Source organism: Foetidibacter luteolus (genome assembly GCF_009650435.1).
GTDB lineage: Bacteria > Bacteroidota > Bacteroidia > Chitinophagales > Chitinophagaceae > Foetidibacter > Foetidibacter luteolus.
This window is the reverse complement of the sequence record NZ_VVIP01000084.1, coordinates 60,381-86,336: the sequence shown is the minus strand read 5'-3', so window position 1 is coordinate 86,336 and position 25,956 is coordinate 60,381. Positions and strand designations below refer to the sequence as shown.

Annotated in this window: 19 protein-coding genes; 6 read left to right on the top strand and 13 right to left on the bottom strand. The window is 45.2% G+C overall.

What is annotated here, in order from left to right; genetic code table 11:
- Nucleotides 1-2 precede the first annotated feature (2 nt).
- From F0364_RS26025 to F0364_RS26015, 3 genes are all read right to left on the bottom strand, one after another.
- On the bottom strand, nucleotides 3-3,140 hold the full coding sequence (locus F0364_RS26025) for a PAS domain-containing protein (protein ID WP_153800748.1): 3,138 nt from the start codon (nucleotides 3,138-3,140) through the stop codon (nucleotides 3-5).
- Between the two features lie 308 nt (nucleotides 3,141-3,448).
- Entirely contained in the window at nucleotides 3,449-5,008 is a 1,560-nt protein-coding gene (locus F0364_RS26020) for a hypothetical protein (protein WP_153800747.1), read from the bottom strand.
- 211 nt (nucleotides 5,009-5,219) lie between these two features.
- A complete protein-coding gene (locus F0364_RS26015; RefSeq protein WP_153800746.1) occupies nucleotides 5,220-5,993 on the bottom strand; it encodes a hypothetical protein in 774 nt (257 codons plus the stop codon).
- Between the two features lie 305 nt (nucleotides 5,994-6,298).
- Here F0364_RS26015 and proS point away from each other — a divergent pair, with 305 nt between their 5' ends.
- Nucleotides 6,299-7,777 carry a proline--tRNA ligase gene (gene proS / locus F0364_RS26010; RefSeq protein ID WP_153800745.1) on the top strand — a complete coding sequence of 493 codons (1,479 nt, stop codon included), beginning with the start codon at nucleotides 6,299-6,301 and terminating at the stop codon, nucleotides 7,775-7,777.
- 45 nt (nucleotides 7,778-7,822) lie between these two features.
- Here the strand turns inward: proS and F0364_RS26005 are convergent, their stop codons facing one another.
- The 3 genes from F0364_RS26005 to F0364_RS25995 all read right to left on the bottom strand — a co-directional run bounded on the left by F0364_RS26005 (nucleotide 7,823) and on the right by F0364_RS25995 (nucleotide 11,012).
- The gene (locus tag F0364_RS26005; RefSeq protein WP_153800744.1) at nucleotides 7,823-8,269 is read right to left on the bottom strand and encodes a DoxX family protein; all 447 of its coding nucleotides are present in this window, start codon (nucleotides 8,267-8,269) and stop codon (nucleotides 7,823-7,825) included.
- A 15-nt stretch (nucleotides 8,270-8,284) separates the two neighbouring features.
- On the bottom strand, nucleotides 8,285-9,376 hold the full coding sequence (locus F0364_RS26000) for an LptF/LptG family permease (RefSeq protein WP_153800743.1): 1,092 nt from the start codon (nucleotides 9,374-9,376) through the stop codon (nucleotides 8,285-8,287).
- Nucleotides 9,377-9,575: 199 nt separating this feature from the next.
- On the bottom strand, nucleotides 9,576-11,012 hold the full coding sequence (locus tag F0364_RS25995; RefSeq protein ID WP_153800742.1) for a Gfo/Idh/MocA family protein: 1,437 nt from the start codon (nucleotides 11,010-11,012) through the stop codon (nucleotides 9,576-9,578).
- 359 nt (nucleotides 11,013-11,371) lie between these two features.
- Here F0364_RS25995 and F0364_RS25990 point away from each other — a divergent pair, with 359 nt between their 5' ends.
- Nucleotides 11,372-12,136 carry a class I SAM-dependent methyltransferase gene (locus tag F0364_RS25990; protein ID WP_153800741.1) on the top strand — a complete coding sequence of 255 codons (765 nt, stop codon included), beginning with the start codon at nucleotides 11,372-11,374 and terminating at the stop codon, nucleotides 12,134-12,136.
- Nucleotides 12,137-12,159: 23 nt separating this feature from the next.
- Here the strand turns inward: F0364_RS25990 and F0364_RS25985 are convergent, their stop codons facing one another.
- Nucleotides 12,160-13,392 carry a spore maturation protein gene (locus F0364_RS25985; protein ID WP_153800740.1) on the bottom strand — a complete coding sequence of 411 codons (1,233 nt, stop codon included), beginning with the start codon at nucleotides 13,390-13,392 and terminating at the stop codon, nucleotides 12,160-12,162.
- A 412-nt stretch (nucleotides 13,393-13,804) separates the two neighbouring features.
- Between F0364_RS25985 and F0364_RS25980 the strand changes: the two genes are divergently transcribed.
- The 3 genes from F0364_RS25980 to F0364_RS25970 all read left to right on the top strand — a co-directional run bounded on the left by F0364_RS25980 (nucleotide 13,805) and on the right by F0364_RS25970 (nucleotide 17,798).
- Nucleotides 13,805-14,188: a BlaI/MecI/CopY family transcriptional regulator gene (locus tag F0364_RS25980; protein WP_153800739.1), complete on the top strand. Its 384-nt coding sequence runs from the start codon at nucleotides 13,805-13,807 to the stop codon at nucleotides 14,186-14,188.
- A gap of 6 nt (nucleotides 14,189-14,194) precedes the next feature.
- Nucleotides 14,195-16,390, top strand: a complete 2,196-nt coding sequence (locus F0364_RS25975) for a M56 family metallopeptidase (RefSeq protein WP_153800738.1) — start codon at nucleotides 14,195-14,197, stop codon at nucleotides 16,388-16,390.
- Between the two features lie 217 nt (nucleotides 16,391-16,607).
- Nucleotides 16,608-17,798: a pyridoxal phosphate-dependent aminotransferase gene (locus F0364_RS25970; protein WP_153800737.1), complete on the top strand. Its 1,191-nt coding sequence runs from the start codon at nucleotides 16,608-16,610 to the stop codon at nucleotides 17,796-17,798.
- 78 nt (nucleotides 17,799-17,876) lie between these two features.
- Here F0364_RS25970 and F0364_RS25965 read toward each other — a convergent pair whose 3' ends face one another.
- Entirely contained in the window at nucleotides 17,877-18,152 is a 276-nt protein-coding gene (locus F0364_RS25965) for a YtxH domain-containing protein (protein WP_153800736.1), read from the bottom strand.
- A 112-nt stretch (nucleotides 18,153-18,264) separates the two neighbouring features.
- Between F0364_RS25965 and F0364_RS25960 the strand changes: the two genes are divergently transcribed.
- Nucleotides 18,265-19,212 (top strand): class I SAM-dependent methyltransferase, encoded by a 948-nt coding sequence (locus tag F0364_RS25960; RefSeq protein ID WP_153800735.1) that lies wholly within the window; start codon nucleotides 18,265-18,267, stop codon nucleotides 19,210-19,212.
- 242 nt (nucleotides 19,213-19,454) lie between these two features.
- Here F0364_RS25960 and F0364_RS25955 read toward each other — a convergent pair whose 3' ends face one another.
- From F0364_RS25955 to F0364_RS25935, 5 genes are all read right to left on the bottom strand, one after another.
- A complete protein-coding gene (locus F0364_RS25955; protein ID WP_207632889.1) occupies nucleotides 19,455-20,720 on the bottom strand; it encodes a toll/interleukin-1 receptor domain-containing protein in 1,266 nt (421 codons plus the stop codon).
- A gap of 139 nt (nucleotides 20,721-20,859) precedes the next feature.
- Nucleotides 20,860-22,155, bottom strand: coding sequence for an MFS transporter (locus F0364_RS25950; protein WP_153800733.1), 1,296 nt, complete (start codon nucleotides 22,153-22,155; stop codon nucleotides 20,860-20,862).
- Nucleotides 22,156-22,374: 219 nt separating this feature from the next.
- Entirely contained in the window at nucleotides 22,375-23,034 is a 660-nt protein-coding gene (locus F0364_RS25945) for a bifunctional 4-hydroxy-2-oxoglutarate aldolase/2-dehydro-3-deoxy-phosphogluconate aldolase (protein WP_153800732.1), read from the bottom strand.
- Between the two features lie 41 nt (nucleotides 23,035-23,075).
- Entirely contained in the window at nucleotides 23,076-24,104 is a 1,029-nt protein-coding gene (locus tag F0364_RS25940) for a sugar kinase (protein ID WP_153800731.1), read from the bottom strand.
- 227 nt (nucleotides 24,105-24,331) lie between these two features.
- A complete protein-coding gene (locus F0364_RS25935) occupies nucleotides 24,332-25,849 on the bottom strand; it encodes a tagaturonate reductase (protein ID WP_153800730.1) in 1,518 nt (505 codons plus the stop codon).
- Nucleotides 25,850-25,956 lie beyond the last annotated feature (107 nt).

Below are 25,956 nucleotides of genomic sequence, written 5' to 3'. Positions count from 1 at the left end.
CTTCAATCATTATTTAAAGGAAGGCTGAAACTAAAAGTTGAACCTTTTCCTTTGTTACTCTTTACGGAAATTTTTCCGTTTTGCCTTTTCATAATTTCCGCGGAAATATACAAGCCCAACCCCAGGCCGGGAAAGGTGTTGGCTTCCCCTTCAAACTCCCTGTAAAAGCGCTCAAAAACGAATTTCTGGTTTTCTTGTGTTATGCCTATGCCAAAATCGGTAACATCGCAAACCAGTTGACCATCCATTTTTTTTACCATCACAACTATACGCTCCTGGCCGGGGGAATATTTTATGGCATTGGTTAACAGGTTAATCAGTACCTGTCCCAGCCTGTCCCTGTCAGCCGTGACCATAAGGTCTTGATCAAGTTCATTAATTTCAATTTTTTTGTCGGTTGTTACCTGCATTACATCGGCCACTTCGTGCACCAGTTCGCCAAAGTTAAACTTAGTGGTATGAAATTTAAGCTTGCCACCTTCAATACGGGTTACATCCAGCAGATCCTGTATCAGTTTGTTTAGTTTATTTACCTGTATAACCATTTTGGCCAGCAGGGTAACAGACATTTCATCTTTAAACTCCGAAGCCCGCTCATGCAAAAATTGTGCAAAACCTTTGATAGATGTAAGCGGCGTTCTTAGCTCATGCGAAATAATGCCGATAAATTCATCTTTACGGGCCTGCTCGTTCCTGGCTTCTGTTATATCAACAATGGTGCCCAGCATGCGCACCGGCCTGCCGTCGTTGCCATATATAACCCGCCCCTGTGTTCTTACCCATCGTGTGGAATTATCAGGACGCAGCAGCCTTGCCTCATAGAAATAAATGCCCGTTTCCATGGCCTTCTCAAAAGCTTTCTCCACCACATTATGTAAGTCATCCGGGTGAAAATGGGCCCTCAGTTTTTTAAAATCAATTTCATCTCCTTGTTTGTAACCAAATATTCCGGGAAGGCGGGAGCTGTATATCAATTCCCTGTTGGCCAGGTTTAAATCCCAGGAGCCGGTTTCTGTATAATCCAGCGCCATATTAAGCCGCTCCTCACTTTCCTGTATGCGCTGCATAGCCAGCTTACCGGTAGTTATGTTCATGGTTACCCCTGCCATTTTCAATGGCTTTCCTGCTTCATCGTAAGTAGCTACGCCGGATGCCCTTATCCAATGTATGCTGCCGTCGGGCCATCTTATACGGTATTCTGAATTATACACTTTGTGCTCTTTAATGGCCTGTGCTACAAGCTGCTGTACATACTCCCTGTCATCGGGTAAAATTATGTCCATTAAATCTGGGAAGTTAAAAACAGCGTGGGGCGACAGACCGTAGTTAGCCTTGCATTGTGCCGTGCATTGCATTGTGCCGGTGGCAAGTTCCAGGTCGTAAGAGCCTAACTGGCCAGCTTCCAGCGCCATAGCCAGGCGCTGATTGGTTTGCTGCAGCCGGTATTCATTTTCCTCTATTTCTTTGCGGGCTTCTACCTGGCTGGTAACGTTATATCCCATCACCAATATATCCGCACTGCCATCGGCATCCAAACCTTCTAACCTTTTAAAAACAACATCAAGGTACACTTGCTTGGGTTTGCCGTTTTCTATAAACCAGGCTATGTTTTCCTTTCCTTCGTATATTTCACCGGTATCGTAAACATGCTTTAAAACCGGAAGAAAAGGCTGGCTTGCCAATTCCGGCAAGGCCTCTGCCAGGGGTTTTCCAATCACATTCTTATCCTTACCCCATAAAGCAATGGCAGCATCGTTCACAAGTTCTATCACATAATCCGGACCGTGCAGTAAAGCGGTTGGCGCAGCCGCTTCATTTACCAGGCTGCGGAATTTTTTTTCACTCACCTCCAGCTTTTTCTGCGCTACAATTTGCTTTGTGATATCCGTAGCTGTGTTCAGTACACCATATACCTTGCCTTGCTGGTCTTTTAAAGGGGTATAGGTAAAGTTGAAATAGAAAGTCTGCAGTACCCCATTGTACATCAGGTCAACTCTGTCGCCATCAGTATGATAAGGGATACCGGTTGTATAAACATCATCAAGTAATTGGTAAAACGGTTGTCCTTCCAGTTCGGGCAACGCTTCCCTGAATGTTTTGCCAATAACTGAAGCATCCCTGTTCCAGGTGCGCAGTATAGATTCATTCACGGTTTTTATCACCATATCCCGTCCTTCATAAATACCAATGGGCACAGGTGAGGCGTTGATGTAATCCCAAAAGCGTTGTTCATTATGCGCCAGCGCTTCTCTTGCAAATATCATATTGGTAACATCGTAAGCCACCACAAGAATACCTGAAACATCACCGTTGGCGTTGCGCATGGGCTGGTACACAAAATTGAAATAGGCTTTTTCTTTTTTGCCGTAACGGTTAAGGGTAACTTCAAACTCCATTCCCTGGTAAGACTGCCCCGTATTATAAACATTCCTTAGCAGGTGCTCTATGCTCTCTTTTACTTCGGGCAGGCCGGCAAAAAGCGGCTCACCCACAAATCCTTTTTCAGCCTTATCAACAATCTGCAGGTAGGTTTCATTGGCGCTTTCAACTATAAAATCCGGCCCCGATAAAATAGCAATGCCTACCGGCGCCTGCTCAATCATACCCCTGAACTGCTCTTCGCTGCGTGCCAGTTGCTTAAGAGACAGTACTTTCTGCGTAGTTTCAGAACAGGTAACAAATACGCCGGCCGGCTTACCTGTTTCATCATGCACTGGGCTGTAACTAAAGGTCCAGTAAACGTCTTCCAGTTTGCCATTGCGATAGATAGGTATCAGTTGGTCTTCACTCCATGTTGCCTCTCCGCCGGACAATACCTGGTCAATCAAAGGCTTAATAATATGCCATATTTCCGGCCAAACATCCTCCCCCCTGCTGCCCATAGCCCCGGGATGTTTGCCAACAGTGCCCAGGCTGGGGCGGTAAGCATCGTTATAAAAACAAATGAGATGCGGCCCCCAGAAAAGAAACATCGGGAATTTTGAATGCAGCAATATGCTTAGCGTAGTACGAAGGCTTTGGGGCCAGCCACTTATAGGGCCAAGCAAATTTTCCGCCCAGTTGATAGATGCTATCAACTCCGCCATTTCCCCACCGCCTTTTAAAAAATTTTCCCGTTGTGCCGGTAAGTGATTATCCATTAAAACCTGGTGTTTTATAGTAGTGCTGCGCAGTAAGCAAATTACCGCTATTTACATGCAATGCTAAATATTTTTTGCCCCGCAAATTATGCCCTTAAAAACATGTAACTAAAAAGAATGCCAGTATTTTTTGGTACCAGCGGTATTGCTACTATGAGGCTTTGGTTGTGTCACTCACTTGTACGTTCTGTTCTTTACTCAGCAATGTGTAAAATATTCCCATCAATAAACAGCCAACAGTGCGGCATAAAAAAACGCCTGCAAAGCAGGCGCCTAAGCAACTGGTTGAGGTTTGGATAGCAAAATTTTTACAACTTAAACCCTACCGTCATCAGCACATTGCTGCGGTTGTTTGTACCCTGGGCAAACGTATTGGCCTTATCAGTTAATCGGTAAGGAAAGTAAACATCTTTATTGCTGCTGTACACATAAGTTAAATCCACAAAAAAGCCCCGGTTGCGGTAGCCGATACCGCCACTGCCCATAAGACGGCTTGCTTTTAACTCTCCATCTTTATAGGGGCTGCCATAATAAGCGCCGCCCAGCCTGACCATAAACGTATTGAACTTCAATTCGCCACCCAGCCTGAAGTTTACAGCGCCTTTGTTGTATTGCTTAATGGCTTCGTTCAGGCCGTCAAAATAGTCGTTGGAATTATAGCTGTCATCTGTTACGCTGTACCTGGAACCGCGGTAGTTAACAAACTCTACATCGGCGGTTATAAAGCCTTTCTGCTGCTGGGTGGATGCGCCTGTAATGATATAGGTGCCACTGGCTATTAAACGGTAAGGTGTTAACTGCGCATACTGGCTTTTAGATACGCTGGCATCGCCATTGTAATATTCCCTTATTATTTCGTCGCTGTTAACGTCGGCTGTGGGATTATTGGCATAACCCTCTGTATTGGTTTGCAGGCGGGCATTTATCTGGTCGTTAAAAATAATGTAGGATGGCGTGTGTATTGCAAAGCCCAGCCTTACGCTGTTATCCACTTTATAGATAAGCCCCAATTTGGCATTAAGGCCAATGCCTGTTGATTTATACCTTTCGGTAAAAGTAAAATAATCAAAGTCGTTATCGGTGTCTCCGGTGGGATCGTACTCGCTGTAAGTAAGCGTTTTGGAATAATACACAAAGGGAATATTGATACTGCCGCCAAGGTACAGCCTGTCATTTTTATTGCCCGCAAAGCCAAGGGATATTTCGTGATAGCCCCCCGTTGTTTGTTCGTTATAATCCTGCAGCGTACCCGCGCCGTTTTTAAATACCTGGCTAAAATAATTTTCGCCGCCGGTGCCGGGTATGGTATCTATCAGGTAAGACTTATAAGCCAAAGAAGAGCCAAAGGGGAACCTACTCAACGCATCTGTTTCATTCCTTACTCCGTTGTATTCCAGCTCTTCAATCCATTGCTCGGTATAAGAACTAAAATCGTTAAAGCCGGCAAAGCGTGTATTGTTATTGTAGCTGGCCAGTTGGGTAATGGAAATTGAAAAAGCGGTACTCGTCCAGCTAGTATTACCCCCGTAAGAAGTACCACCTACAAAACCGGTGGTTCCATAAGCAAAGGCGCTTTTGGAATTGGTGGATTTTTCGTCCCTGTAATTAAAGTTGTTGCTATTTAAAAACAAGCCGGGAGTAAAAACAAATTCCCTGGTTTTGTAAAGGCCTATACCTGCGGGGTTTACATTAGCTGCACTTAAATCTCCCCCCAGCGAACCCATCGCACCACCGATGGCCATGCTTCTTGCTGTTCCATTAGGTATAAACCAGGCGCTTTTTAATGCCTGGTCGGGACTGGGATATTGTGAATAAGCGTTGATGGCTACGACTGTTGCTATAATACCGGTAAGTGTAATTTTTTTCATACAATCATTTGCTCGTTAAGGCATACAGTACTGCCCTGGAAAATTATTCTCAAAAATTATTCCTTATCTGTGTTTTACAAAACTGACTTCGGTAATAATGATGCTACAGAGATGAATTGCCAATAGCAAAACATGAACACATTTAGGTAGCTATATAAAAAACAATCATCAATAAGCTTTCACCTATTGATGATTGAAAAAATTTTAGCGGTTAACGTGGAGGCCTGCCAGGGTTACCGGAACTTCTTGAAGGCGCCGGTGCGCTGCTGCCCCTGCTGCCACTTGAAGAAGACGGTGAATAAGACCTGGTACTGTTGTTATTATTGTAATTTGAATTACGGTTATTGTTATTGTCGTATGTACGGTAAGTACGGCGGTTGTTATTGTTGTAATCGTAATTTCTGAAGTTGCTGTTACGTTTGTTATTGTAGCTATTATAATTTGCGTTGCTGTAAGTTCTGTTCTTGTAGGCATTCAGGTAATTGGTGTTCCTGAAAGTGCTGATACGCGGGTTTTTGTAAGTTACCACGGTATAACAGGGTGCATACCATCCGCCGCCGCCCCATGCATAACTGTAACCCAAACCACCATAACCCCAGTTGTACCCTACATATGGGCTGTACCCCCAACCCAGGCTGTAGCCCATCGGACGGTAGAAATATGGATTAAAAGAATAGAACATGGAGGACCTGGAAACAGCACAGCCGTAGCCAAAATCGTAACGGCTGTCGTACCAGTAATCAAAATCGTCAATGGCGTTCCACCTGCTCCTGTTAGCTACTTTCATACGCAGGTACTGATCGTCGTTGGTGGTCATGTACTCTTCGTAGCGGTCGTCGGTGCTACGGTTATCCGCATACCTGGCTTCTGCCCGTGGAGCAGCAGGAGAATAATACACATCGTCAGGAGTTTGCGCCGTTCTGTAAGCAGAAGAGCAACTCGCCATAACCGCGGCCACGCAAATAAGGGAAAGTATATTTTTCATGGTAATGAAGTTATAAAGTTTCTAATGCTAAGTTACATACATTTGCACCCCATGCATTAAAAAATATCTGTAACAAATATCTTTTAATCTTAGCAAACATATTTGATTATCAATGTTAATGATAGACTAAAACTAACGCCCGTTTGCTGCATGGCAATAACATTAAATTTTGACCGGACACCTGGCCTAATACCCGCGTAAAAGTCGCCATGAAAACCGAACGTACAAGTGAGTGACACAACCGGCGATGCCATGAAATACCAAAGCCCGGTCACAAAAGTTAAAGAAAAATCTGGATACGCTTTATGAGCAAAGAGATTACATCAAGAGAGCAGGATTATTCACAATGGTACAACGACCTTGTTATTAAGGGCGGCCTGGCCGATTACAGCGCCGTACGTGGCTGCATGGTAATTAAACCCTACGGTTACGCTCTGTGGGAAAATATGCAGGCTACACTGGACAGGATGTTTAAAGACACCGGCCACCAGAACGCCTACTTTCCGCTGTTTGTACCCAAAAGCCTGTTTGAAGCCGAAGAGAAAAACGCGGAAGGCTTTGCAAAAGAGTGCGCTGTGGTAACACATTACCGGCTGAAGGCAGACCCCGCCAATAAAGGAAAACTAATTGTAGACCCCGAGGCCAGGCTGGAAGAAGAACTGGTAGTAAGGCCAACCAGCGAAGCTATTATATGGAACACTTATAAGGGCTGGATACAATCTTACCGCGACCTGCCCATACTGGTTAACCAATGGGCCAACGTGGTACGCTGGGAAATGCGCACCCGCCTTTTTTTGCGTACCGCGGAGTTTTTATGGCAGGAAGGCCATACGGCCCACGCCACCAAAGACGAAGCGGTAGCCGAGGCGGAGCAAATGCTGCATGTATATGCCGATTTTGCTGAAAACTGGATGGCAGTGCCTGTTATAAAAGGTGTAAAATCTCCTAATGAACGTTTTGCCGGAGCCGAAGACACTTACTGTATTGAAGCTTTGATGCAGGATGGCAAAGCGCTGCAAGCCGGCACCTCGCATTTTTTAGGGCAAAACTTTGCCAAAGCCTTTGATGTAAAATTCAGCGATAAACAAAACAAACTGGATTACGTTTGGGCCACAAGCTGGGGTGTAAGCACCCGGCTTATCGGGGCACTGGTAATGGCACACAGTGATGACGACGGGTTGATATTGCCCCCGAAAATTGCACCTGTACAGGTAGTAATAGTGCCTATATACAAAGGTGAAGATCAGAAAGCCAAAATTGATGTAAAGGTGAAGGATATAGTGCAGGCGCTGAAAGCATCAGGTGTTTCTGTTAAGTATGACGACAGTGACAACCAGCGCCCGGGATGGAAGTTTGCACAATACGAAATGCAGGGTGTGCCTGTACGTATTGCCATTGGCGCCAGGGACCTGGAGAACAATGTGGCCGAAGTAGCCCGCAGGGATACCAAATTAAAGGAGAGCTATAGCCTGGATGGCCTGGCAGATAAGGTAAAACTGTTACTGGAAGATATTCAGCAAAACATCTATAACAAGGCGCTGCAATACAGGGATTCACATATCACTACCGCAGATACCTGGGATGAATTTGTAAAACTGCTGGATGAAAAAGGAGGTTTTATTTCCGCACATTGGGATGGCACAGCAGAAACAGAAGATAAGATTAAGGAGCTTACCAAAGCCACCATACGCTGTATACCGCTTAACAATGCAGCAGAAGAAGGCAAATGCATATTAACCGGCAACGCATCCACACAAAGGGTGCTGTTTGCGAGAGCATATTAAACTTTACGGCGGATGGGAAGTTGTTTTCCATCCGCCATTTGATGCTTACCAGCTAAAATAATACACCCAGGCTATAAAAAACACCTGCAAAGGCACCCTGAACCACAAATAGGCAGGCCCAGCGCCGTTATACGTTGCCTTTTCATAATCCACATGTTTTACAGCGGCATAAATGTTAGCCGGCAGCATTAGTATAAAAAATGCAATTAGAACCAAAGCGGTGGCATGCCGGTATGATGGGAATAACAGCATTGCGCCTGCTGCAACTTCTATAATGCCGGTTACATACACAATCACTTTCTTAAATGGAACTGGAGGCGGTATCATCATGGCCATGCCATCTGTAAACTTAAAGTGCCCCAGGGCGGTAAAGCAAAGCATAGCGCACATGGCAATATTGCCTGGCATATCCATCGCCCACACACCTTTAACGTAAGCATTTACAAGCAGGCTGGATACAAACACGGCTAACAGAACAATAAGAGGCTTCATAAACTGAACAGGATTTTACTTTGGCGCTTTCCTGTAAAAGTATAACGCTACAAATGCAAAAATGAAGTTAGGGACCCAGGCAGCTATAATGGGAGGAAGATTTCCCTTAACTGAGAACATACTGGAAAAACGGTCAGTGATAATAAAACCCGCGGCCGCAATAAAACCAATGGCCAGGTGTGCACCGCTGCCCCCCCTTACCTTTCTTGCAGAAACCACCGCGCCAATAATGGTTAAGATAATCACCGCCACCGGTGTGGCATCGCGGCGGTAACGCTCAATCTTTAAGGCATTCACTGTTTCGGCGCCACGCAGTTCTTCCAGCCTTATAAACTCTTTCAGTTCCGGCGTGGTAAGCTTATCTTTCGCAAATTCATCTTTCTGCAAATCAAACGGGCGGAAATTGAAATTCATCATGCTGTCCCGCTGCATGGTAACTTTTTCATTAAGCCCGTCAATAACCCGGGTAAATACATTGTTCAGTTGCCATTTGCGTTTGGCAGTATCCCATGTAATTCTTTCTGCACGCAGGTTATATGTAACCTGATTGCCCTTGATGCGGTGCATAAAAAACGGGCCGCCGCTTTTGCCCATGGTGTCGTAGTAATGAATGCCGGCATAAGTAAATGAATCCACACGTAAATAAATATTGGAAGTCCTGTCCAGCAAGGGGTTATAAGAAGAGTTGGCGTTTACATATTTGGTTTCAAAATAGGTGCGCTTTTCTTCTGCCCGTGGTATTACATATTGATTGGAAAACCACAGTAACGCGGCCAGCGCAATGCCGCCAATCCAGTAAGGAACAAGAAAGCGGTTAAAGCTGGTACCACTGGCCAGTATGGCTACTACCTCGCTCCTACCGGCCATTTTTGAAGTAAAAAATATAACCGCGATAAATACAAACAACGGAAACAACAGTGCTATAATGTGGGGTATAAAAGCCAGGAAATAGTCGGTAACAATCTTGTAGAAACTCCAGCCGCTTTTTACGAAGTCGTCGGTTTTTTCACTGGTATCAATTACCACAGAGATAATGGTAAACAGGAAAATGGAAAAGAAAAATGTGCTGAAAAATTTCTTCAGTATATACCAGTCTAACTTCTTCATACTTGCCTTTCAGGCGGCGTTTAAATTTGCCAAATGTATAATAAAACTTGTTGTGGTGTTGTGAAAGATACCATTGGTTGAAACGGTTATACCACTAACACGTTACCCGCCATTCTTAAAAGAAAACTTGCAGCGGGTGCCATAAAAATACAGGGCAAACAGGCAAGTGTTTGCCCTGTAAAATATTGTCTGGCGGTAATTACAGCTCCAGCTTCCAGCTACCGCGGTAAGCTCTTTTTACAAACTGGTTGGCAGGTTCAAAATTGGTGATACGCATGTTCTCCCCGTCCCACAGCAACTTTTTACGCCCCGGGTAGTGAATTTCGCCCTTGCTGTTTTTTTCCTGGTAGTTATAGCTGCGCACTGCAAGGTTACCCATCAACACGGTTTCTGTAAGCGGGCCCGACTTATCGAAAGAAGAGCTTGTATAAGTACCAAACCCCTTTTTACATGCTTTTACCCACTGCTGCTGGTGCCCGTCTGAGCCACCTTCCACAAAAGGATATTTAGACGCCGGCAAAGTAGTTTCCTTCATTAATTTAGTAGGCAGTAACGTAGCATTACGGCCAAACAGGCCTGCCATTAATTTTCCTTTAGTGCCCTCGAAAATAATTCCGCCGTCCCACTCTCCCATCGGCTCATCCGGTAGCAATTCTTCGGGCCTTTTTGGTTTAATACCGCCATCATACCAAATCATTTCAACCGGCGGCATAGAACCCCTTGCCGGAAACTGGATATGCGTTTTGGATGAAGGCGGATAGCTGTCGTTGTAAATTTCTTCTTTAAAAAAACCGGAATATACTGAGCCGACGCTTGTCTCAACAGCCACAGGATATTTTAGCTGCAGGGCCCGGTAAGGCACATCAATAAAATGGCAGCCCATATCGCCAAGGGAGCCTGTTCCAAAATCACTCCAACCACGCCAGATGGCAGGCAGGTAAGTGGGGTTAAAATCACGGTAAGGCGCGGTGCCCAGCCAAAGGTCCCAATCCACTTCTTTGGGCACGGCAAATTTGCCGGTCGGCGTAGGTATGCCCTGGGGCCAGGTAGGCCTGTTGGTCCATACATGCACGGTATGCACATCTCCTATTACACCTTCCTGTACCCATGTTTCTATCAGCCGGGTATCGTCGCCGCTGCTGCCCTGGTTACCCATTTGCGTAACCACCTTGTATTTTTCAGCAGCCTGTGTTAAAATGCGGGCCTCGTAAATATCATGGGTAAGCGGTTTTTCGCAGTATATATGTTTTCCCAATTGCATGGCTGCAACTACCGCTACGGCATGGGTATGGTCGGGCGGACTTACAATTACCGCGTCAATATTTTTGTTTTCTTTTTCCAGCATTACCCTGAAATCGCGGTAATAAGTGGCTTTCGCGTATTTCTTACGGCTGTTGGCAGCCTGGCGGTCATCCACATCGCAAAGAGCAACAATATTGTCGCTGCCGTTGTTCCAGGAGTTGGCAAGGTTTACTTCAGCCTTACCGCCCGCCCCAATAGCGGCAATATTTAACTTATCGCTTGGCGCAATATATCCTTTGCCCAGCACATGCCTTGGCACAATAAAAAAGCCCGCCGATGCAAGTGTGGTGTTCCTTAAAAAATGCCTGCGTGAATGTTGTTTATCAAGCTTCATTAGTAGTAGAGTTAATCGTTAGATAATATGACAAACATAAATGTAGCAGATTTTTTTTATGGGGACGGACAGTATTGCTACTATGAGGCTTCCGTTGTGTCACTCACTTGTACGCTTTGTCCGCTATGCAGCATTGGGCAGCAGGCTGTAACTGTTCAGTGTTCTTTTGTTTAAAGTTCAATGTTGGCTGCCGGGTAGTTAAACCAGTGCCGTATTAGAGCAGTATATGCAAGTGTATATACCAACTCCATCTGTACCATCCTTTTCTTGTGTGTTTTAAGCAGACTTTCAGGTAGCGGCATTTTTTTTCTTGCTACTTTGCAACTTTATAATCAGGTACCAATATTCCAGCATTGTCTATGAGTTCCGGCATCATCAGTTCATTAAAAAATAAATTTCACCCGGCTAAAATCAAGCGCCGTTTTCTGCACTATGCCATGAAAGGTAAGGCCGTGCAATGCCCCTGTTGCGGCTCATCCTACGTAACTTTTTTGCCGGCAGGGTTGGAGAAAAGGGCCAATGCCAGGTGCATCAACTGCGATTCGCTGGAGCGCCAACGCACACTATGGCTGTATCTTAATGACCAGCAGGATTTATTAATGCCCGGCTTTAAAATGCTGCATATTGCGCCGGAGAAACAGTTTTACAAACGCTTCTCCGTTAGCAACGGCATCCAATACTATCCCGGCGATCTTTTTCCTTTAAAGTACCGGCACATACCCAACATGTACAAGGTGGATGTTACCGATGTACAGTTTGGCGATGCCTTCTTTGACTGTGTTATGTGCAACCACGTGCTGGAGCATGTACCCAATGACAGCAAAGCCATGCAGGAATTTTACCGCATTCTAAAACCCGGCGGCTGGGCCATACTGAATGTGCCCATTGATATGAACCGGGAAAAAACTTTTGAAGACTTTACAGTAACCGATCCCAAAAAACGATTGGAATTGTTCGGGCAAGATGACCATGTAAGGCTTTATGGCAGCGATTATGTAACGAGACTACAGGCGGCGGGTTTTAGTGTGGAAGTAATTGATTATGTAAAAAAATTCAGTCACAATGAACAGTTCAGGTATGGCCTTAAACCAGTAGAACTGATTTTCTTGTGCAGGAAAAAGTAGCTTAAGCTTACTAAGCATACTCCCTACCTGAAAAACTGGTAGCAAATAATAATCGCCGCTATCACGCCAATGATATCCGCCAGCATACCCGCCCAAACGGAGTAGCGTACCTTTTTAATGCCTACGCTGCCAAAATACAAGGCAAGAATATAAAAAGTGGTATCTGTAGAGCCGTATAACGAGCTGGCAGTTTTACCAACAAAACTATCCGGCCCATAAGTTTTTAAAGTTTCCAGCATTAGTCCCCGGGCGCCGCTGCCACTGAAAGGACGCATAATGGCGATAGGTAAAGTAGGGGTAAAGTCTGTATTTACACCGGTTAAACCAATCAGCCAGGTTAAGCCCTGTTCAATATAACCCAATGCGCCGCAATCCCTGAATACCCTTATCGCCACCAGCATACCCACCAGGTAAGGAATGATTTTCAACACTACATCAAAACCATTCTTTGCGCCATCTATAAACGCATCAAACACAGAAACCTTTTTATACACGCCGCCAACAATAATGGCGATAATGATCACCAACAATATCAGGTTACCTGAAATTTTACTGAATACTTCCCGCTGTTCATTTGACATAGTGCCTACGAACCAAAGAATGCTTAACACAAAGGCAAGCAATGCAGCCAGCCAGCCTACAAGCACCATATCCCACTTAATTCTTTGCCAGATACCCACTATAACTATAGACGCCAATGTAGCACAGATGGTGCCCAGCACGCAGGGCAGAAAAATGCTTGCAGGTTCTGTTGAACCAGCAGCAATACGGTAAGTAATGATAGATAATGGAATTAAAGTTAACCCGCTTGTATGCAGCACCAGGAACATGATTTGTGCATTGCTGGCTGTTTCTTTTTCAGGGTTAAGGCTTTGCAGGCTCTGCATCGCTTTTAATCCAAAAGGCGTGGCAGCATTGTCAAGCCCCAGCATGTTGGCGCTAAAGTTCATTACCATCTCCCCCATGGCGGGGTGTTTATCCGGTACACCGGGAAACAGGCGGCGCATAAAAGGGTTAAGCCAACGGGCCAAAAGTTTAATGGCGCCAGCTTTTTCGGCAATATTCATCAGCCCAAGGAAGAATACCATGGTACCCGCCAGCGGAAAAGCCACATCAATCACCGAGGATTTTGCAGAATCGAAAATGCCATCCACCAGGGTTTTAAAGATCTCCGTATCGTGAAAGAAAATAAGCTTAATACAGGCAATAACAAAAGCTACCAGGAAAAATGCAACCCAAACAATGTTTAATGCCATGCGCTATTGTGTTGAATATTTTTGGATGTAGCGGCAGCCACCTTACTGCCGTTACATCCAAAAATAGCGGGTAAATTTTTAATTGATTAAAAAACTGTTTCCGACAATAAGCATGATGCACCATGGCGAATAGAATTACCGGACGTACAAGAGTGCGACGCAACGGCAGTCCAATGCTTGTCCTCCTGCCGGGCCCATAAAAATTCCTGCTCTAGCTTATACTGTAATGAACAATAAAGAACCTAACAGCATGCAGCCCATACTATACAAACCCAAACACCACCAAAACGGCCTGGTACAGGTCTCCGCTCATCCCTGGCATGCCCCTTTCAAGTTAATTTTTTTTGAAAATCTTTTCAGTAATAGGAGATTACGAAAGTTTTACTACATTTGATACGAAACAATTCGTAAAATGAGCACAGCAAAACATATTAAACCAACGGAAAGCGAACTGGAAATTTTGCAGGTTTTATGGGAAAAAGGGAAGGCCACCGTTAGAGAAGTACACGAAGAATTAAGTGTATATAAAGACAGCGGTTACACCACCACCCTTAAACTGATGCAGATAATGTATGATAAGGGCCTGGTTGCAAGGGACGACAGCAGCAAAACGCATATCTACGAAGCCCTGGTTAGCCGTGACAGCACCCAAAAACAGATGGTTGGCAAAATGGTTACATCGCTTTTTGGAGGTTCTACTTCTCAACTGGTTATGCAGGCCCTTGGCAGCACCCCCCCCAGCCAGCAGGAACTGGATGAAATTCAAAAACTTTTGGATAACCTGAAAAACAAATAACCGCTTATGCAGGCGCTTTCCCATTCCGCTTTTTTACAGGCACTTGGGTATGCCATTGTTAACAGCCTTTGGCAAATGGCATTGTTGTGGATAGTGGTGGTGCTTTTAAACAGTATATTCTCCTTTACATCTCACATAAGGTATAAAATAGCACTTGGGGCACAGTTTGCCGGGTTTACCTGGTTTACTGTAACCCTGCAATATTATTATGCTGCCTGTGCCGCGGCTATGGTAGAAATAAAAGAACTGGCATTAAACAATGCCCCGCAATTTATACAACCTGAAGCTACTAACTTTAACACCAGGCTTTGGGCTACCATGCTTAAAACGGAACAGTTGCTGCCTTATCTTTCTGTGGCTTACCTGTTGCTGTTGTGCTTTTTGGTTTCCAGGTGGTTTAGCGGTTACAGGCAAACGCAACTGATAAGGAAAACAGGCCTGCAAAAAATTGATGTAGAGTGGAAAGTGTTTGTACAGCGCATGGGCGACTACCTGGGCATTGAGAAGAAAGTGCGGATTTTTGCTTCTACTATTGTAAAAAGCCCCCTTACCATCGGCTTTTTGAAACCCGTTATATTGATACCGGTTGCCAGTGTAAACCACCTTACCGTGCAACAACTTGAAGCCGTGATACTGCATGAACTTGCCCATATAAAAAGGGCCGATTACCTTATCAACCTTGTTCAGTGCATTATAGAGATAGCTTTGTTCTTTAACCCCTTTAGCCAGCTAATAAGCCGGTTTATAAAGAAAGAACGGGAGCATAGCTGCGATGACTGGGTATTGCAATTTCAATACAACCCCACTATGTACGCGGAAGCTTTGCTGCAACTGGCCTACATGAATGCCAGACCCGGTATGGCCATGAATGCAGCGGGCCACAGCAAAGGCGATTTACTTTCCCGTGTACGCCGCATGCTAAACCAAAAAGAGAAGACTTTTACCTATAAACACCAGTTGTTCGCCTTTTTGCTTATGACTTTTATACTAACCTCTATAGCCTGGTTTAACCCCGCCGGCAAAAGGCAGAATACAGCAGAAAATACGGCCAGCCCTAATACACTTCAACCTGTTGTGGCAGAGCCCATCACTGCTAAGGTAGATAACCCGCTGTTTAACCCTGCTTTCTTCCTGAACGAATCGCTGAACGAAGAAATAAAGAAAGCCAGTGAAACTTTTACAAAACATACCACCGAAATAGTTACCAAAAGCATCAGTGCCGCCAATGAATCGTTGGCAGCCACGGTTCCGGCAGCTATGGAAGCCGTAAGCCATGTGGACTTAAGCCAGGTAGAAAATGCCAGGGAATTACAGGAAGAACTGGCCAAAGCAAATGCAGAAATAAGCAAACTAAATCTAAGCACCCTTATTGACACGCTTACCATCAACACTGCCATTAGAAACGAAATGGCAAAACTGCAAATGGATATTGACCAGCAGAAGCTGAATGGCGATATACAGAAAGCCAAAGCTGAATTATCCAAACTGGGTTTGCTGCAATTGGTTAGCAAGGAAGACAGGGAGAAGATGAAAAAATCTGTAGCTGATGCGCTTAAGCAGGTTGAAAACCTGAACTGGAACTTCGAATGGAGCGATAAAACCCTGCCTGCCGCGCCAAAAGCTGCCCCTCAGCCCAGGCAACCGGCCGGCGCAGTATCTGTTAACAGTAGTTTTAAAAGAGTTTCACCGGTTGTAAGGCTGCGCAACGGCGCCGCAAGGCAGCCTGCACCGGCAATTGCAGGCACCCCATCTACAGGCAGGGTGACAATACCTGATGGTGCTGTAATAATTGCTGATGACGACAATAGTTTGGAGCTTAACGTACCCAATGGCGAAGAAGGAGATGCGGCGGAAGATGAATCAGATGACATTACCAGTCATGATGCGCCTGTAACATGGGTTACCGATGATAAGAATGGCGGCAATAAACAGCAATGGGTATCTAATGCCAACATGTATTTTGCACCTGAATATAAGTCTTCTTATAATCTTCAATACAACGTTACTGCTGATGCGTTAACCAAAGCCATTACCCGCATCAGCGCTACTGCCACTACCAAGGAACAAAAAATTAAGCTTGAACAAAAGCTGAAACACATTTTCAGGAATGTGAAAAACTACAAAATAACCGAACGCACAAAAAATTGCGGCAAGTGCGAAGAAAAGAAAACCGTGGTTATGGAGATAGTTGTATATGAGTAAGTAAGGTTTTTACCAAGTACTTTTTTTAATGCCTTTAGCTACAGGCCTGGCTTTGGGCCAGCCGATATGTTTGTTTTACATCTAACTCCGGCATACCGCATTTTATACTTATCTCTTGTATCTAATACCGTACACCAAACATTTCGCATTATACCTACTTCATACTTTGCATTGCCATTATACTTACTTTTGCTGCCCAAAATACATTTAACACACTATGTCACTATCTTCTCTCCTGCAAAGGTTCAGCGAGCCTGAAACTTTGAAAATGGCCAAACTGGGCCGCGAATTACGAGCCAAGGGTATTGATGTGATTGATCTTAGCCTTGGCGAGCCAGACTTCGATACGCCACAACATATTAAAGATGCCGCGGTTAAGGCCATCGCCGACAACTGGAGCCACTACACACCCGTTCCTGGTTTCCTGGATTTAAGGGAAGCTGTTTGTGCAAAACTTAAACGCGATAACAACCTGGACTATAAGCCGGAAAACATAGTTGCCTCCACCGGCGCCAAGCAAAGCCTGGCCAATGCCATATTGGCCATAGTTGATGAAGGCGAAGAAGTAATAATACCTACCCCCTACTGGGTTACCTACAGCGAGCTGGTTAAAATAGCCCGTGGTATTGTGGTAGAAGTGCATACCAGCCTGGAAAGCGGCTTTAAAATAACGCCCGAACAACTGGAAGCAGCCATCACAGATAAAACAAAGCTTTTCCTGTTTTCATCTCCCTGCAACCCTTCCGGCGCTGTTTACAGCAAAGAAGAACTGCAGGCACTGGCTGAAGTATTTAAGAAATACCCCAATATCTACATCATATCCGACGAGATCTACGAATACATCAATTTTGTTGGCAAGCATGAGAGCATTGCGCAGTTTGACTACCTGAAAGACCGCATTATCCTTATTAACGGTTTAAGCAAGGGCTTTGCTATGACGGGCTGGCGCCTGGGCTATATTGCAGCCAATGCAGAGGTAGCCAAAGCCAATGAAAAAATACAGGGCCAGCTTACCAGCGGCACCTGCTCTATTACGCAAAAGGCTGGCGTGGTTGCCCTTACGGCAGACCTGAAGCCATCTTTCGACATGACGGAAGAATTTGCACGCAGAAGGGTAAAAACACTGGAACTGGTAAAAGATATTCCCGGTTTAAAATGCTTTGAACCTGAAGGCGCTTTTTACATTTTCCCCGATGTTAGCTATTACTATGGCAAAAGCGATGGAGAAAACACCATTAATAATTCAGCGGATTTCTCCATGTACCTGTTAAACACGGCGCATGTATCCTCTGTAATGGGCGATGCATTTGGAGAACCCAAATGTGTTCGTTTTTCCTTTGCCAACAGCATGGGCAATATTGAAAAAGCCTGGGCAAGAATTAAGGATGCTTTGGCTAAACTGAAATAGTGAGTGGTGAGACGGATATAATAAAAGGCCCTGCAGGTTTGTTTACCTGCAGGGCCTTTTGCATAGCATGCAATCGTTTTATGGCGTTACCGGCTTTTCGGCAGGCGTTGCAGGTTTTTCTTCCTCATCGCCGGTAAGGTCATCAATTTTATCAGAAATTTTCTCTTTTAAATCCGCTGCTTTTTCTTTGGTGGCATCCCAAATATCTTCTGCCTTATCCTCTACCTTGTCCCAAACCTCTTCAGCTTTATCTTCCACTTTTTCCCATACATCTTCAGCCTTCTCCTTAAGGTCAGATAATTTGTCCTTTACTTTATCCAGGAAGCTTTCTTCCTTTTTTATTTCTTCGCCCATAATAAGAGTTTTTACAGTTAAAAAAAATGATTGAGCTATAAGATACATATTTTCGCCAAAGTATAAAACAGGGTCTGATTAATTAATTATTACCGCATGTTGTGGCATTAGTATGGATAACGGCAAATTGCAAATGTTTCAAAACAGGCTGCTTAAAGTGTACAGGCACAAAAGCAAACTGGCCCGGCGGCAACAGGTTAGCTGCTACCGGGTGTACGATCATGACCTGCCTGAATTTCCCTTTTGCATAGAACTTTACGGAGATAAACTTTACCTGGCAGAATACCTGCGGCGGCATGGCATGACAGATGAAGAACACGAAGAATGGCTGGATAACTGCCTCGCACTTATCGGCGGACTGTTAGAAATGTCGGTTGCAAACATGTATGTGCGCCAACGCAAACGAATGAGCCATCGCACCCAGGACCAATATGAAAAGCTTGACGAAGAGAAAGTTTTTTTCACCGTTGAGGAAAGCGGCCTTAAATTCCTGGTAAACCTTACTGATTACCTGGATACCGGCCTGTTCCTGGACCACCGCATTACCCGCCAGATGGTGAGGGATGAAGCTAAAAACAAACGTGTCCTCAACCTGTTTTGCTACACCGGCTCCTTTTCAGTGTACGCCGCGGCTGGGGAAGCCGCGGAAATAACCTCTGTTGATTTGTCCAAAACCTATCTTAACTGGGCTTCGGACAATTACAAACTAAACGCCTTTGATGAACGCAGGCACCATATAACTCATGCTGATGTAAAACAGTATCTCAAAACATTACAACCAGCCAGTTTCGATTTGGTAATCATGGACCCGCCCACTTTCAGCAACAGCAAACGCATGAAGGATTTCCTTGACATTCAGCGTGACCATGCAGAGTTACTGAATGACGTATTAAAAGCGGTAACCTCCAACGGCATCATTTACTTCAGCACCAACTTTACCCGCTTTGTTCTTGACGAAACAAGCATTAAAGCGTCATCAATAAAAGATATTACCAAAGCCACAACTCCGTTTGATTTTGAAGGCAAACTGAAAAGGTATTGCTATAAGTTAATCAAATAGCATCGTACACCCCACATCTAACATGCCACATTAAACATCTAACATATTACAGGTACTTCGTATTTCAAACTTCGCACTTGCTTTTGGGGGTGTCCCCAAGCTGCGCAAGGGGCCGGGCTTTCCGCTATTACTCCGGCACAAAAGCTTGGCTGCGATGGCCTCACCGGGGTAACCGCTGCAATCCCTCACCCTAAAGTGCATCAGCGTGTGTATTTTACAGTCAGGCTTAACCGTCAGCACTTTTATTGCTTACCGGTATAATAGAAAATAATTTCATGGCGAAAAAAGCCATCGCTTAGCGCCCTCGTGTACTCAATACGGTATTCCGGGGAAAGATACATGTAAACGGGAGGCCTGTTGGATGCGCTGTTCTTGACTAAGCCATGTTTTACTTTTTGGCTGTTGGTTCTAAAGGTGTTAAGAATAATTTCGTTGAATGTTTTGTAAGTTTCCTCTTCATGGTCATCCGGCCCTTTTGCAATAAACTTTATTGCCCATGCATTGCCATTGGGAAAGATACCGGCTGCAAAAGCGGTATGATCCTTAATGGTAATTTTTGCCCTGTAACCACCTGGCATTCTATTAGAGGGCACTCCCTTTATATCAGCAAAATTATTTTTAGCTTCCGTAAACATCGCTGATAACGCCTCTGAAAAATTTTCAAACTGCCTGAAGTTATTTTTTTGATCACCAGGCTCACTGGCGCCGGATGTATCCGCCGCTTCGTTGACTGGCGCAGCAGTTACCGAGTCAGTATTAGGCATGCTGTGCAATGTATCGGGCTGGGGCTGCGTTTGATCGGCGTGATTGACAATAGCTTGCTGAGTATCAACCAATGCTGTGGTATCTGGCAAAAGGCTGTTTAATGAATCAATGCTTGCCGTAGCCAGTTGGTCTGATGGCTGTCTGCCGGAAAATACCAGGTAAATAACGGGCAACAGTAATAAGGTTAGGGCCGCAATAACCAGCTTGCGTTTACTTTTGGGTTTTGCCGCATCAGGGGTTTCTTCAAAAGGACCCGTACTGTTTTCAACACTGGCTGGCTGCGCTGAATACAATTCATTGACAGTGGATTTAGCAGTTGCCTCTTCCGGTTTGGGCTCAGCAGCCGATGGCCCGGTTGTGTTACCCGGCGCCAGTTCCTTCATCAGCTTGTTTAAGGCTTTGTTGTAGTCACCGGTAAAATCTACATACTGAAAACGTTTTAACCTGAAAGGGATGTTGCAGGTAATGGCAATAACAGGTATAATAATTTTGTTGCTTTCTATGGCATAGCTTACTTCATCCAGTACATTGTTTGAAGCAACAGCGGCGGGGGAAAGCACTACGAGCAGGCCTTCAGCGCTGGTAAGCGCATCTTCTACTGATTTATCCCAGCGTTCGCCAGCACGAATGTGCAACTGATCCATCCATACATTTACATCGCGGTCAATAAGATCGTTGGCAAGCTTTAAAGCAAAGTCGGAGTCTTTCCGGTTATAGCTAAAAAACAGCTTTGTATTTTTCACAGCTACTGTTTCCCGGTAATTTAATAATAAAAAACAGAAAATGCAATAGGCAAGTACAGGTACGAACGATGAAGTACGAAGTACCGTATATCTGTGAGCCATTAAATGAAAGAGTGGTTGCGTTAACCGTAGCAGGCTCCTATTCTATCCTTTTCATCCGGGGCACCAGCAGGTGCATAATAACCCAGGCAAGAATGTAAGCGCCCCCGCATATAGCAAACATGATGTAATAAGCTGTTTCAATTTGGCCGATAGAACGATAATGCACAAACAGGTCTTTTTGTACAAATGCGGAAAGAAAAATAGCGCCTACGGAACCAAACATACCCCCGATACCTGTAACTGAAGCTGTTGATTTTTTGGGGAACATATCTGAAACAGTGGTAAATATATTGGCACTCCAGGCCTGGTGGGCAGAAGCAGCTATACCGATTATGATAACCGCCAGCCACATGTTAACCTGCCCTAACACCTGTGCAAAAATGATAGGGACAACACAGAAAGCATAAATAAGCATCGACGTTTTCCGGGCCTTAAATACCGGCCAGCCGTTCTTGATAAAGTTTAAGGGTAACCATCCTCCGCCAATGCTTCCAAAGGTTGACATGGTATATACCAACGCTGTTGGCAGTATTAACTGGGTATCTTTCAAACCGTACTGGCTTTCCAAAAAATCCGGGAGCCAGAATAAATAAAACCACCATATAGGATCGGTTAATGCCTTTCCTATTGCAAAAGCCCAGGTTTGCCTGTAGGTAAGCAATTTACCCCATGTAAGTTTAGCACCTGTTTGTTGCTGAACCTGCTGTTCGTCTACATCGCTATGTATGTAATCATATTCAGCCTTGGACAATCTTGCCTGTTTGGCAGGAATTTCATAATACCTGAACCAAAGTATCAGCCAGAAAAAGCCTAAGGCCCCGGTAACGATGAATGCCCACTCCCAGCCCCATGCTTTATTAATGTACGGCACGCTTAAAGGAGCCAGGATAGCGCCAATATTAGCGCCTGAGTTAAAAATACCGGTAGCGAATGCCCTCTCCTTTTTAGGGAACCATTCGGCAACTGTTTTAATAGCGGCAGGAAAATTTCCTGCTTCGCTAATGCCCAGGGCACCCCGTGCCACGCTAAAGCCGAATACGCTTGAAGCAAACGCATGCGCCACTGCAGACAAACTCCACAAACCTGTAGCAAGAGCATACCCTATTTTGGTGCCCAATTTGTCAACCACCCTGCCGGCGATAAGTAACCCAATAGCGTAAGCTACTTTAAAAGCAATTTCCACATTGGCATAGTCTCCATCATTCCAATGCAATTCGGCCGAAAGTGTAGATTTAAGAAAACTGATAACAGCCCTGTCTAAGTAATTTACAGTAGTGGCAAAGAAAAGAAGCCCACAGATTGTCCAGCGATATCTTCCAATGGTTTGTTGCATCGTTATCTGTTTAGGTAGCAGGTCACGTTTTATTACCAGTAACTCTTTAAAGCTTTTGATGAACCGCAGCCTGTGTCACCACCGCGCCAGGGATAGAAGCGGAAAGCCCGCTGAAGGCTTTGTGCCGGGCCTTGTGGCGGACTTGCAGCGGATAGCCCGGCCCGCCCTGTATTTTGGCGGGGGCGCCCTTACCTTAACCTTTTTTTTGCGGAGCAAAAATTACCGCACCCTGGCTACTATGGCCAGCGCCTGCCTGGTAAGGTTTTCTATGGCTGCATAGTCCCTTTTTTCAAGCAGCGCCTTGCTTACCAGCTTGCTGCCCAGCCCAACGGCTATTACACCGCTCTTAAACCAGGCGCCCATGTTTTCTTCGCTTACTTCCACACCACCGGTGGGCATAAACTGCAGGCGGGGAAAAACCTCTTTTACAGCGCTTACAAAGGCAGGGCCCAGCAGATTGCCGGGAAACAATTTTACCAGTTGCACGCCATGTTGCTCTGCCTGCATGATTTCTGACGGCGTCATACAACCGGGTACAAAAGGCAAGCCCGCATCTTTGGCCGCAGCCGCAACCTGTGTGCTGAAACCCGGGCTTATAATATAATCCGCACCGGCCTTTGCAAAGTCAGTTGCGGATGACGCATCTTTAATAGTACCGATACCCAACTGCAGGCCGGGCCACAATGCATCCCGCTGTGCTGAGAGATAGCTGAAATTGTCCAATGCCTGTGCACCGCGGTTGGTGTATTCAATGGTTTTAATACCGGCGCTGTATAATGCTGAAATAACAGCAGTACTTACGTCTTTATCATCGTGATAGAACAAAGGCAAAATACCCTGTTGCTTAATTAAGGCTGGTATATCTGCAGGTTGGCTCATAATAAGGTTATCGTTAGTGTTAGAAGAAATGGTTTTTTGTTTTACAACACGGCATCCTGCGCTTTTTGCAGATGGCTTAACACATCCTGCACGGTTTGGCTGGAAGTATCGCCCTTTTCGTGCAGCTTACCAAATGTTGCCGCGGCTGCAAAATTTACTATGTCTTGCAGTGCATTGTTATGGTACAGTCCATAAAGCAATCCGGCCATGAAACAGTCGCCGCTGCCCGCTTTATCTAACACTTTGGGGCTGTTAAACTCCGGCGATACAAATTGTTCCCCAGCGTTGTTAAGCGCCGCGAAATAATGGATGCCTTCACCTGCGTCGAACCTGAACGTGTTGGCCACCAGGCTGCATTTACTGAAACGCTGCATAATGGCGGCGGCTGTTTTTGAGGCATGGTCAAGATAAGCCTGCTTGCTTTTTTTATCGTGGATATGTTCATCAACAGGCATGCCCAGCAGTGTGTTGGCGCTCCATATATTACCCATGATAATATCGCAATATTCAGCCAGTTGGGGCATTACCTGCAGCGGGGTTTTTCCATACTTCCACAACCTGGCCCTGTAGTTTAAATCAACTGAAACCGTAACGCCTTTTTTTACCGCGGCGGCAAGCGCCTCTTCGCAAACGGCCACCACATTTTCGTTTAAAGCAGGGTTAATGGCCGTAAAGTGAAACCATTGGGCGCCATCAAAAACCTTATCCCAGTCTATCATGCCCGGCCTCAGTTGCGAGAATGAAGAGTAAGCTCTGTCGTAAATAACACCGGCGCCTTTTAAATCGCCACCCTGCGGTATGTAGTAAATGCCCGTTCTTTCGCCACTTAAATTGATAAGGCTTTCATCTATACCGGTTTGCCTCAGGTAACCGCGAAGGTGCTGTGTAACAGCGTTATCAGGCAAGGCGGTACAATAAGCAACCGGCACTTTCCAGTTGGCCAGGGATGTGGCCACATTCAATTCTGCACCACCCAAAAAAACAGGCATTATATTTTTGCTTATCCAGCTTCCGTCAGCATCGGGCGACAGGCGCAACAACAATTCCCCAAAACAGATTACTTTATTCATACGGTTAGTTGGTATAGTTATACATCAATAAAAATATTGCCTGCACAACTTATAGCAAAATATCGTTTGTTGGTGCACATTTCCCCCATCCCCTGAAGGGAGTAGCCCTTGCAGGGTAAAAACATTTTTATGGGCCCGGCAGCAGGAACAAGCATGAGGCTTCCGTTGCGTCGCACTCTTGTACGTCCGGTTTTTTATGGCGGCATTTAAGCGGGTACCAAAGCTGTTCACACCCCCTGCCCTGCTGTATCAACCGCGTCTATGCTATTACCTTTTACAAGCTGTTCAAGATGATGCGTTACAGCGTCGGCAAAACCGGGCAGCAAGGTTAAATCTGTACCCCATAAACTTTCATCGGCAAGGGTTTTACCAACCACTTCCGCAGGTGTATTACTTAACCAATACGCATGTAATGTTGCAGCTTTTTCATCCTGTATCCAATAACCTTCGCCGTTACGTTCGCCATAGTATTTACCATCTTCTTCCTGCACCGCTTTCATAAAAAGAAGGTAAGCCGCAAAACCCATAGCCATATAATTTGGCGGGTTACTGCTTATGCTGTAGCGCTTTAAAATAAGCGGTATGTTACGCATCTTCATTTTACCACTGTACTGCATGGTAATGCTAAGCCATTTGTGCTGTATGTAAGGGTTGCTGAAACGACTGATAACATCATCCGCAAAGGCAAGGGCTTCCGCTTCGCTGATATCGCTGCCCGTTATGCAGGGTGCTATTTCTTCTTTTGCCAGGTTGGTAATAAAGCTGCGCATGGCATCATTATTCATGGCATCGCTCACCAGGTTAAAGCCTGATAAGAACGCATAGCCACAACTGAATGTATGTGTGCCATTCAGCAGCCTCAGCTTAAGCTCCCTGAATTTATTGATGTTGTTGGTGATTACCACACCTGCATCGGCCTGGCTGAACGAAAGTATTTCCCGGGTCTCCTCCCTTTGTGTTTCTATGGCCCATAAACTGTAGGTTTCGCTCATAATACCCAGCTTATCCTCGTAGCCAAATAGTTGCTGTAATTGTTGTTGATCACCGGGGGATAGTGCCCCGGGCACAATCCTGTCAACAAGCGAATTACAGAAATCATTGGCTTCCGTTAGCCAGGCCATAAAATCCTCCTCAAGGCTGTTAATACGGGAAAGCTGTACAAGTATATCGCGGAGTTTAGCGCCATTGTCAACCAGTAACTCCGTAGGTATTATTACCATGCCACTGTCTTTACTGCCCGCAAAATGCTGGTAGCGCTTATACAAAAAAGCCAGCAGCTTACCGGGAAAAGAAACCGGGGGCTGTGCATCCACACGGTCTGATTCAAGTAATGTTATGCCTACTTCTGTAGTGTTGGATATAATGATTTTCATTCCGGGGTTGGTAGCGCACCGTAGTAATTCATCCCAATGCGTTATGGCGGATAGTGTTCTGCTTACCGAAGCATTTATGTTGTATTCCTCTTTCAGGTTGCCATTCTCAAACCCTTTAATGCAGTGCGTATAAAGGCTATCCTGCCTTGCAAATTCCTCAACATCAGCCCCGGTAGATTTTACCATAACTGCCCGGCCATTAAAGATGCCCTGCTTATTGGCTTTATCAATATAGTAGCAGGGCAACCCGCGAAGCAATACGCCGGTGCCAAACACAATAACCTTTTCCGGCAGGGAAAATATAGCGGTACCCGGAACAGAAAGATGCTGCCCTGAGCCAATAGATGAGATGCTGCTTTGTTGTAATTGCATGGTGATATTGACAAATTAGCGTTTAGTATAGCGAAATGGTGTTTACTTACAATGGTTTTTGAAAAGCGCTTTCAGCAACCTTTTACCAGCTTTAAACAACAATGCTA

Bases quoted from the DNA above. Each gene is read 5' to 3' on its own strand.
- F0364_RS26025 (WP_153800748.1), bottom strand. From the start codon at position 3,140: ATGGATAATCACTTACCGGCACAACGGGAAAATTTTTTAAAAGGCGGT.
- F0364_RS26020 (WP_153800747.1), bottom strand. From the start codon at position 5,008: ATGAAAAAAATTACACTTACCGGTATTATAGCAACAGTCGTAGCCATC.
- F0364_RS26015 (WP_153800746.1), bottom strand. From the start codon at position 5,993: ATGAAAAATATACTTTCCCTTATTTGCGTGGCCGCGGTTATGGCGAGT.
- proS (WP_153800745.1), top strand. From the start codon at position 6,299: ATGAGCAAAGAGATTACATCAAGAGAGCAGGATTATTCACAATGGTAC.
- F0364_RS26005 (WP_153800744.1), bottom strand. From the start codon at position 8,269: ATGAAGCCTCTTATTGTTCTGTTAGCCGTGTTTGTATCCAGCCTGCTT.
- F0364_RS26000 (WP_153800743.1), bottom strand. From the start codon at position 9,376: ATGAAGAAGTTAGACTGGTATATACTGAAGAAATTTTTCAGCACATTT.
- F0364_RS25995 (WP_153800742.1), bottom strand. From the start codon at position 11,012: ATGAAGCTTGATAAACAACATTCACGCAGGCATTTTTTAAGGAACACC.
- F0364_RS25990 (WP_153800741.1), top strand. From the start codon at position 11,372: ATGAGTTCCGGCATCATCAGTTCATTAAAAAATAAATTTCACCCGGCT.
- F0364_RS25985 (WP_153800740.1), bottom strand. From the start codon at position 13,392: ATGGCATTAAACATTGTTTGGGTTGCATTTTTCCTGGTAGCTTTTGTT.
- F0364_RS25980 (WP_153800739.1), top strand. From the start codon at position 13,805: ATGAGCACAGCAAAACATATTAAACCAACGGAAAGCGAACTGGAAATT.
- F0364_RS25975 (WP_153800738.1), top strand. From the start codon at position 14,195: ATGCAGGCGCTTTCCCATTCCGCTTTTTTACAGGCACTTGGGTATGCC.
- F0364_RS25970 (WP_153800737.1), top strand. From the start codon at position 16,608: ATGTCACTATCTTCTCTCCTGCAAAGGTTCAGCGAGCCTGAAACTTTG.
- F0364_RS25965 (WP_153800736.1), bottom strand. From the start codon at position 18,152: ATGGGCGAAGAAATAAAAAAGGAAGAAAGCTTCCTGGATAAAGTAAAG.
- F0364_RS25960 (WP_153800735.1), top strand. From the start codon at position 18,265: ATGGATAACGGCAAATTGCAAATGTTTCAAAACAGGCTGCTTAAAGTG.
- F0364_RS25950 (WP_153800733.1), bottom strand. From the start codon at position 22,155: ATGCAACAAACCATTGGAAGATATCGCTGGACAATCTGTGGGCTTCTT.
- F0364_RS25945 (WP_153800732.1), bottom strand. From the start codon at position 23,034: ATGAGCCAACCTGCAGATATACCAGCCTTAATTAAGCAACAGGGTATT.
- F0364_RS25940 (WP_153800731.1), bottom strand. From the start codon at position 24,104: ATGAATAAAGTAATCTGTTTTGGGGAATTGTTGTTGCGCCTGTCGCCC.
- F0364_RS25935 (WP_153800730.1), bottom strand. From the start codon at position 25,849: ATGCAATTACAACAAAGCAGCATCTCATCTATTGGCTCAGGGCAGCAT.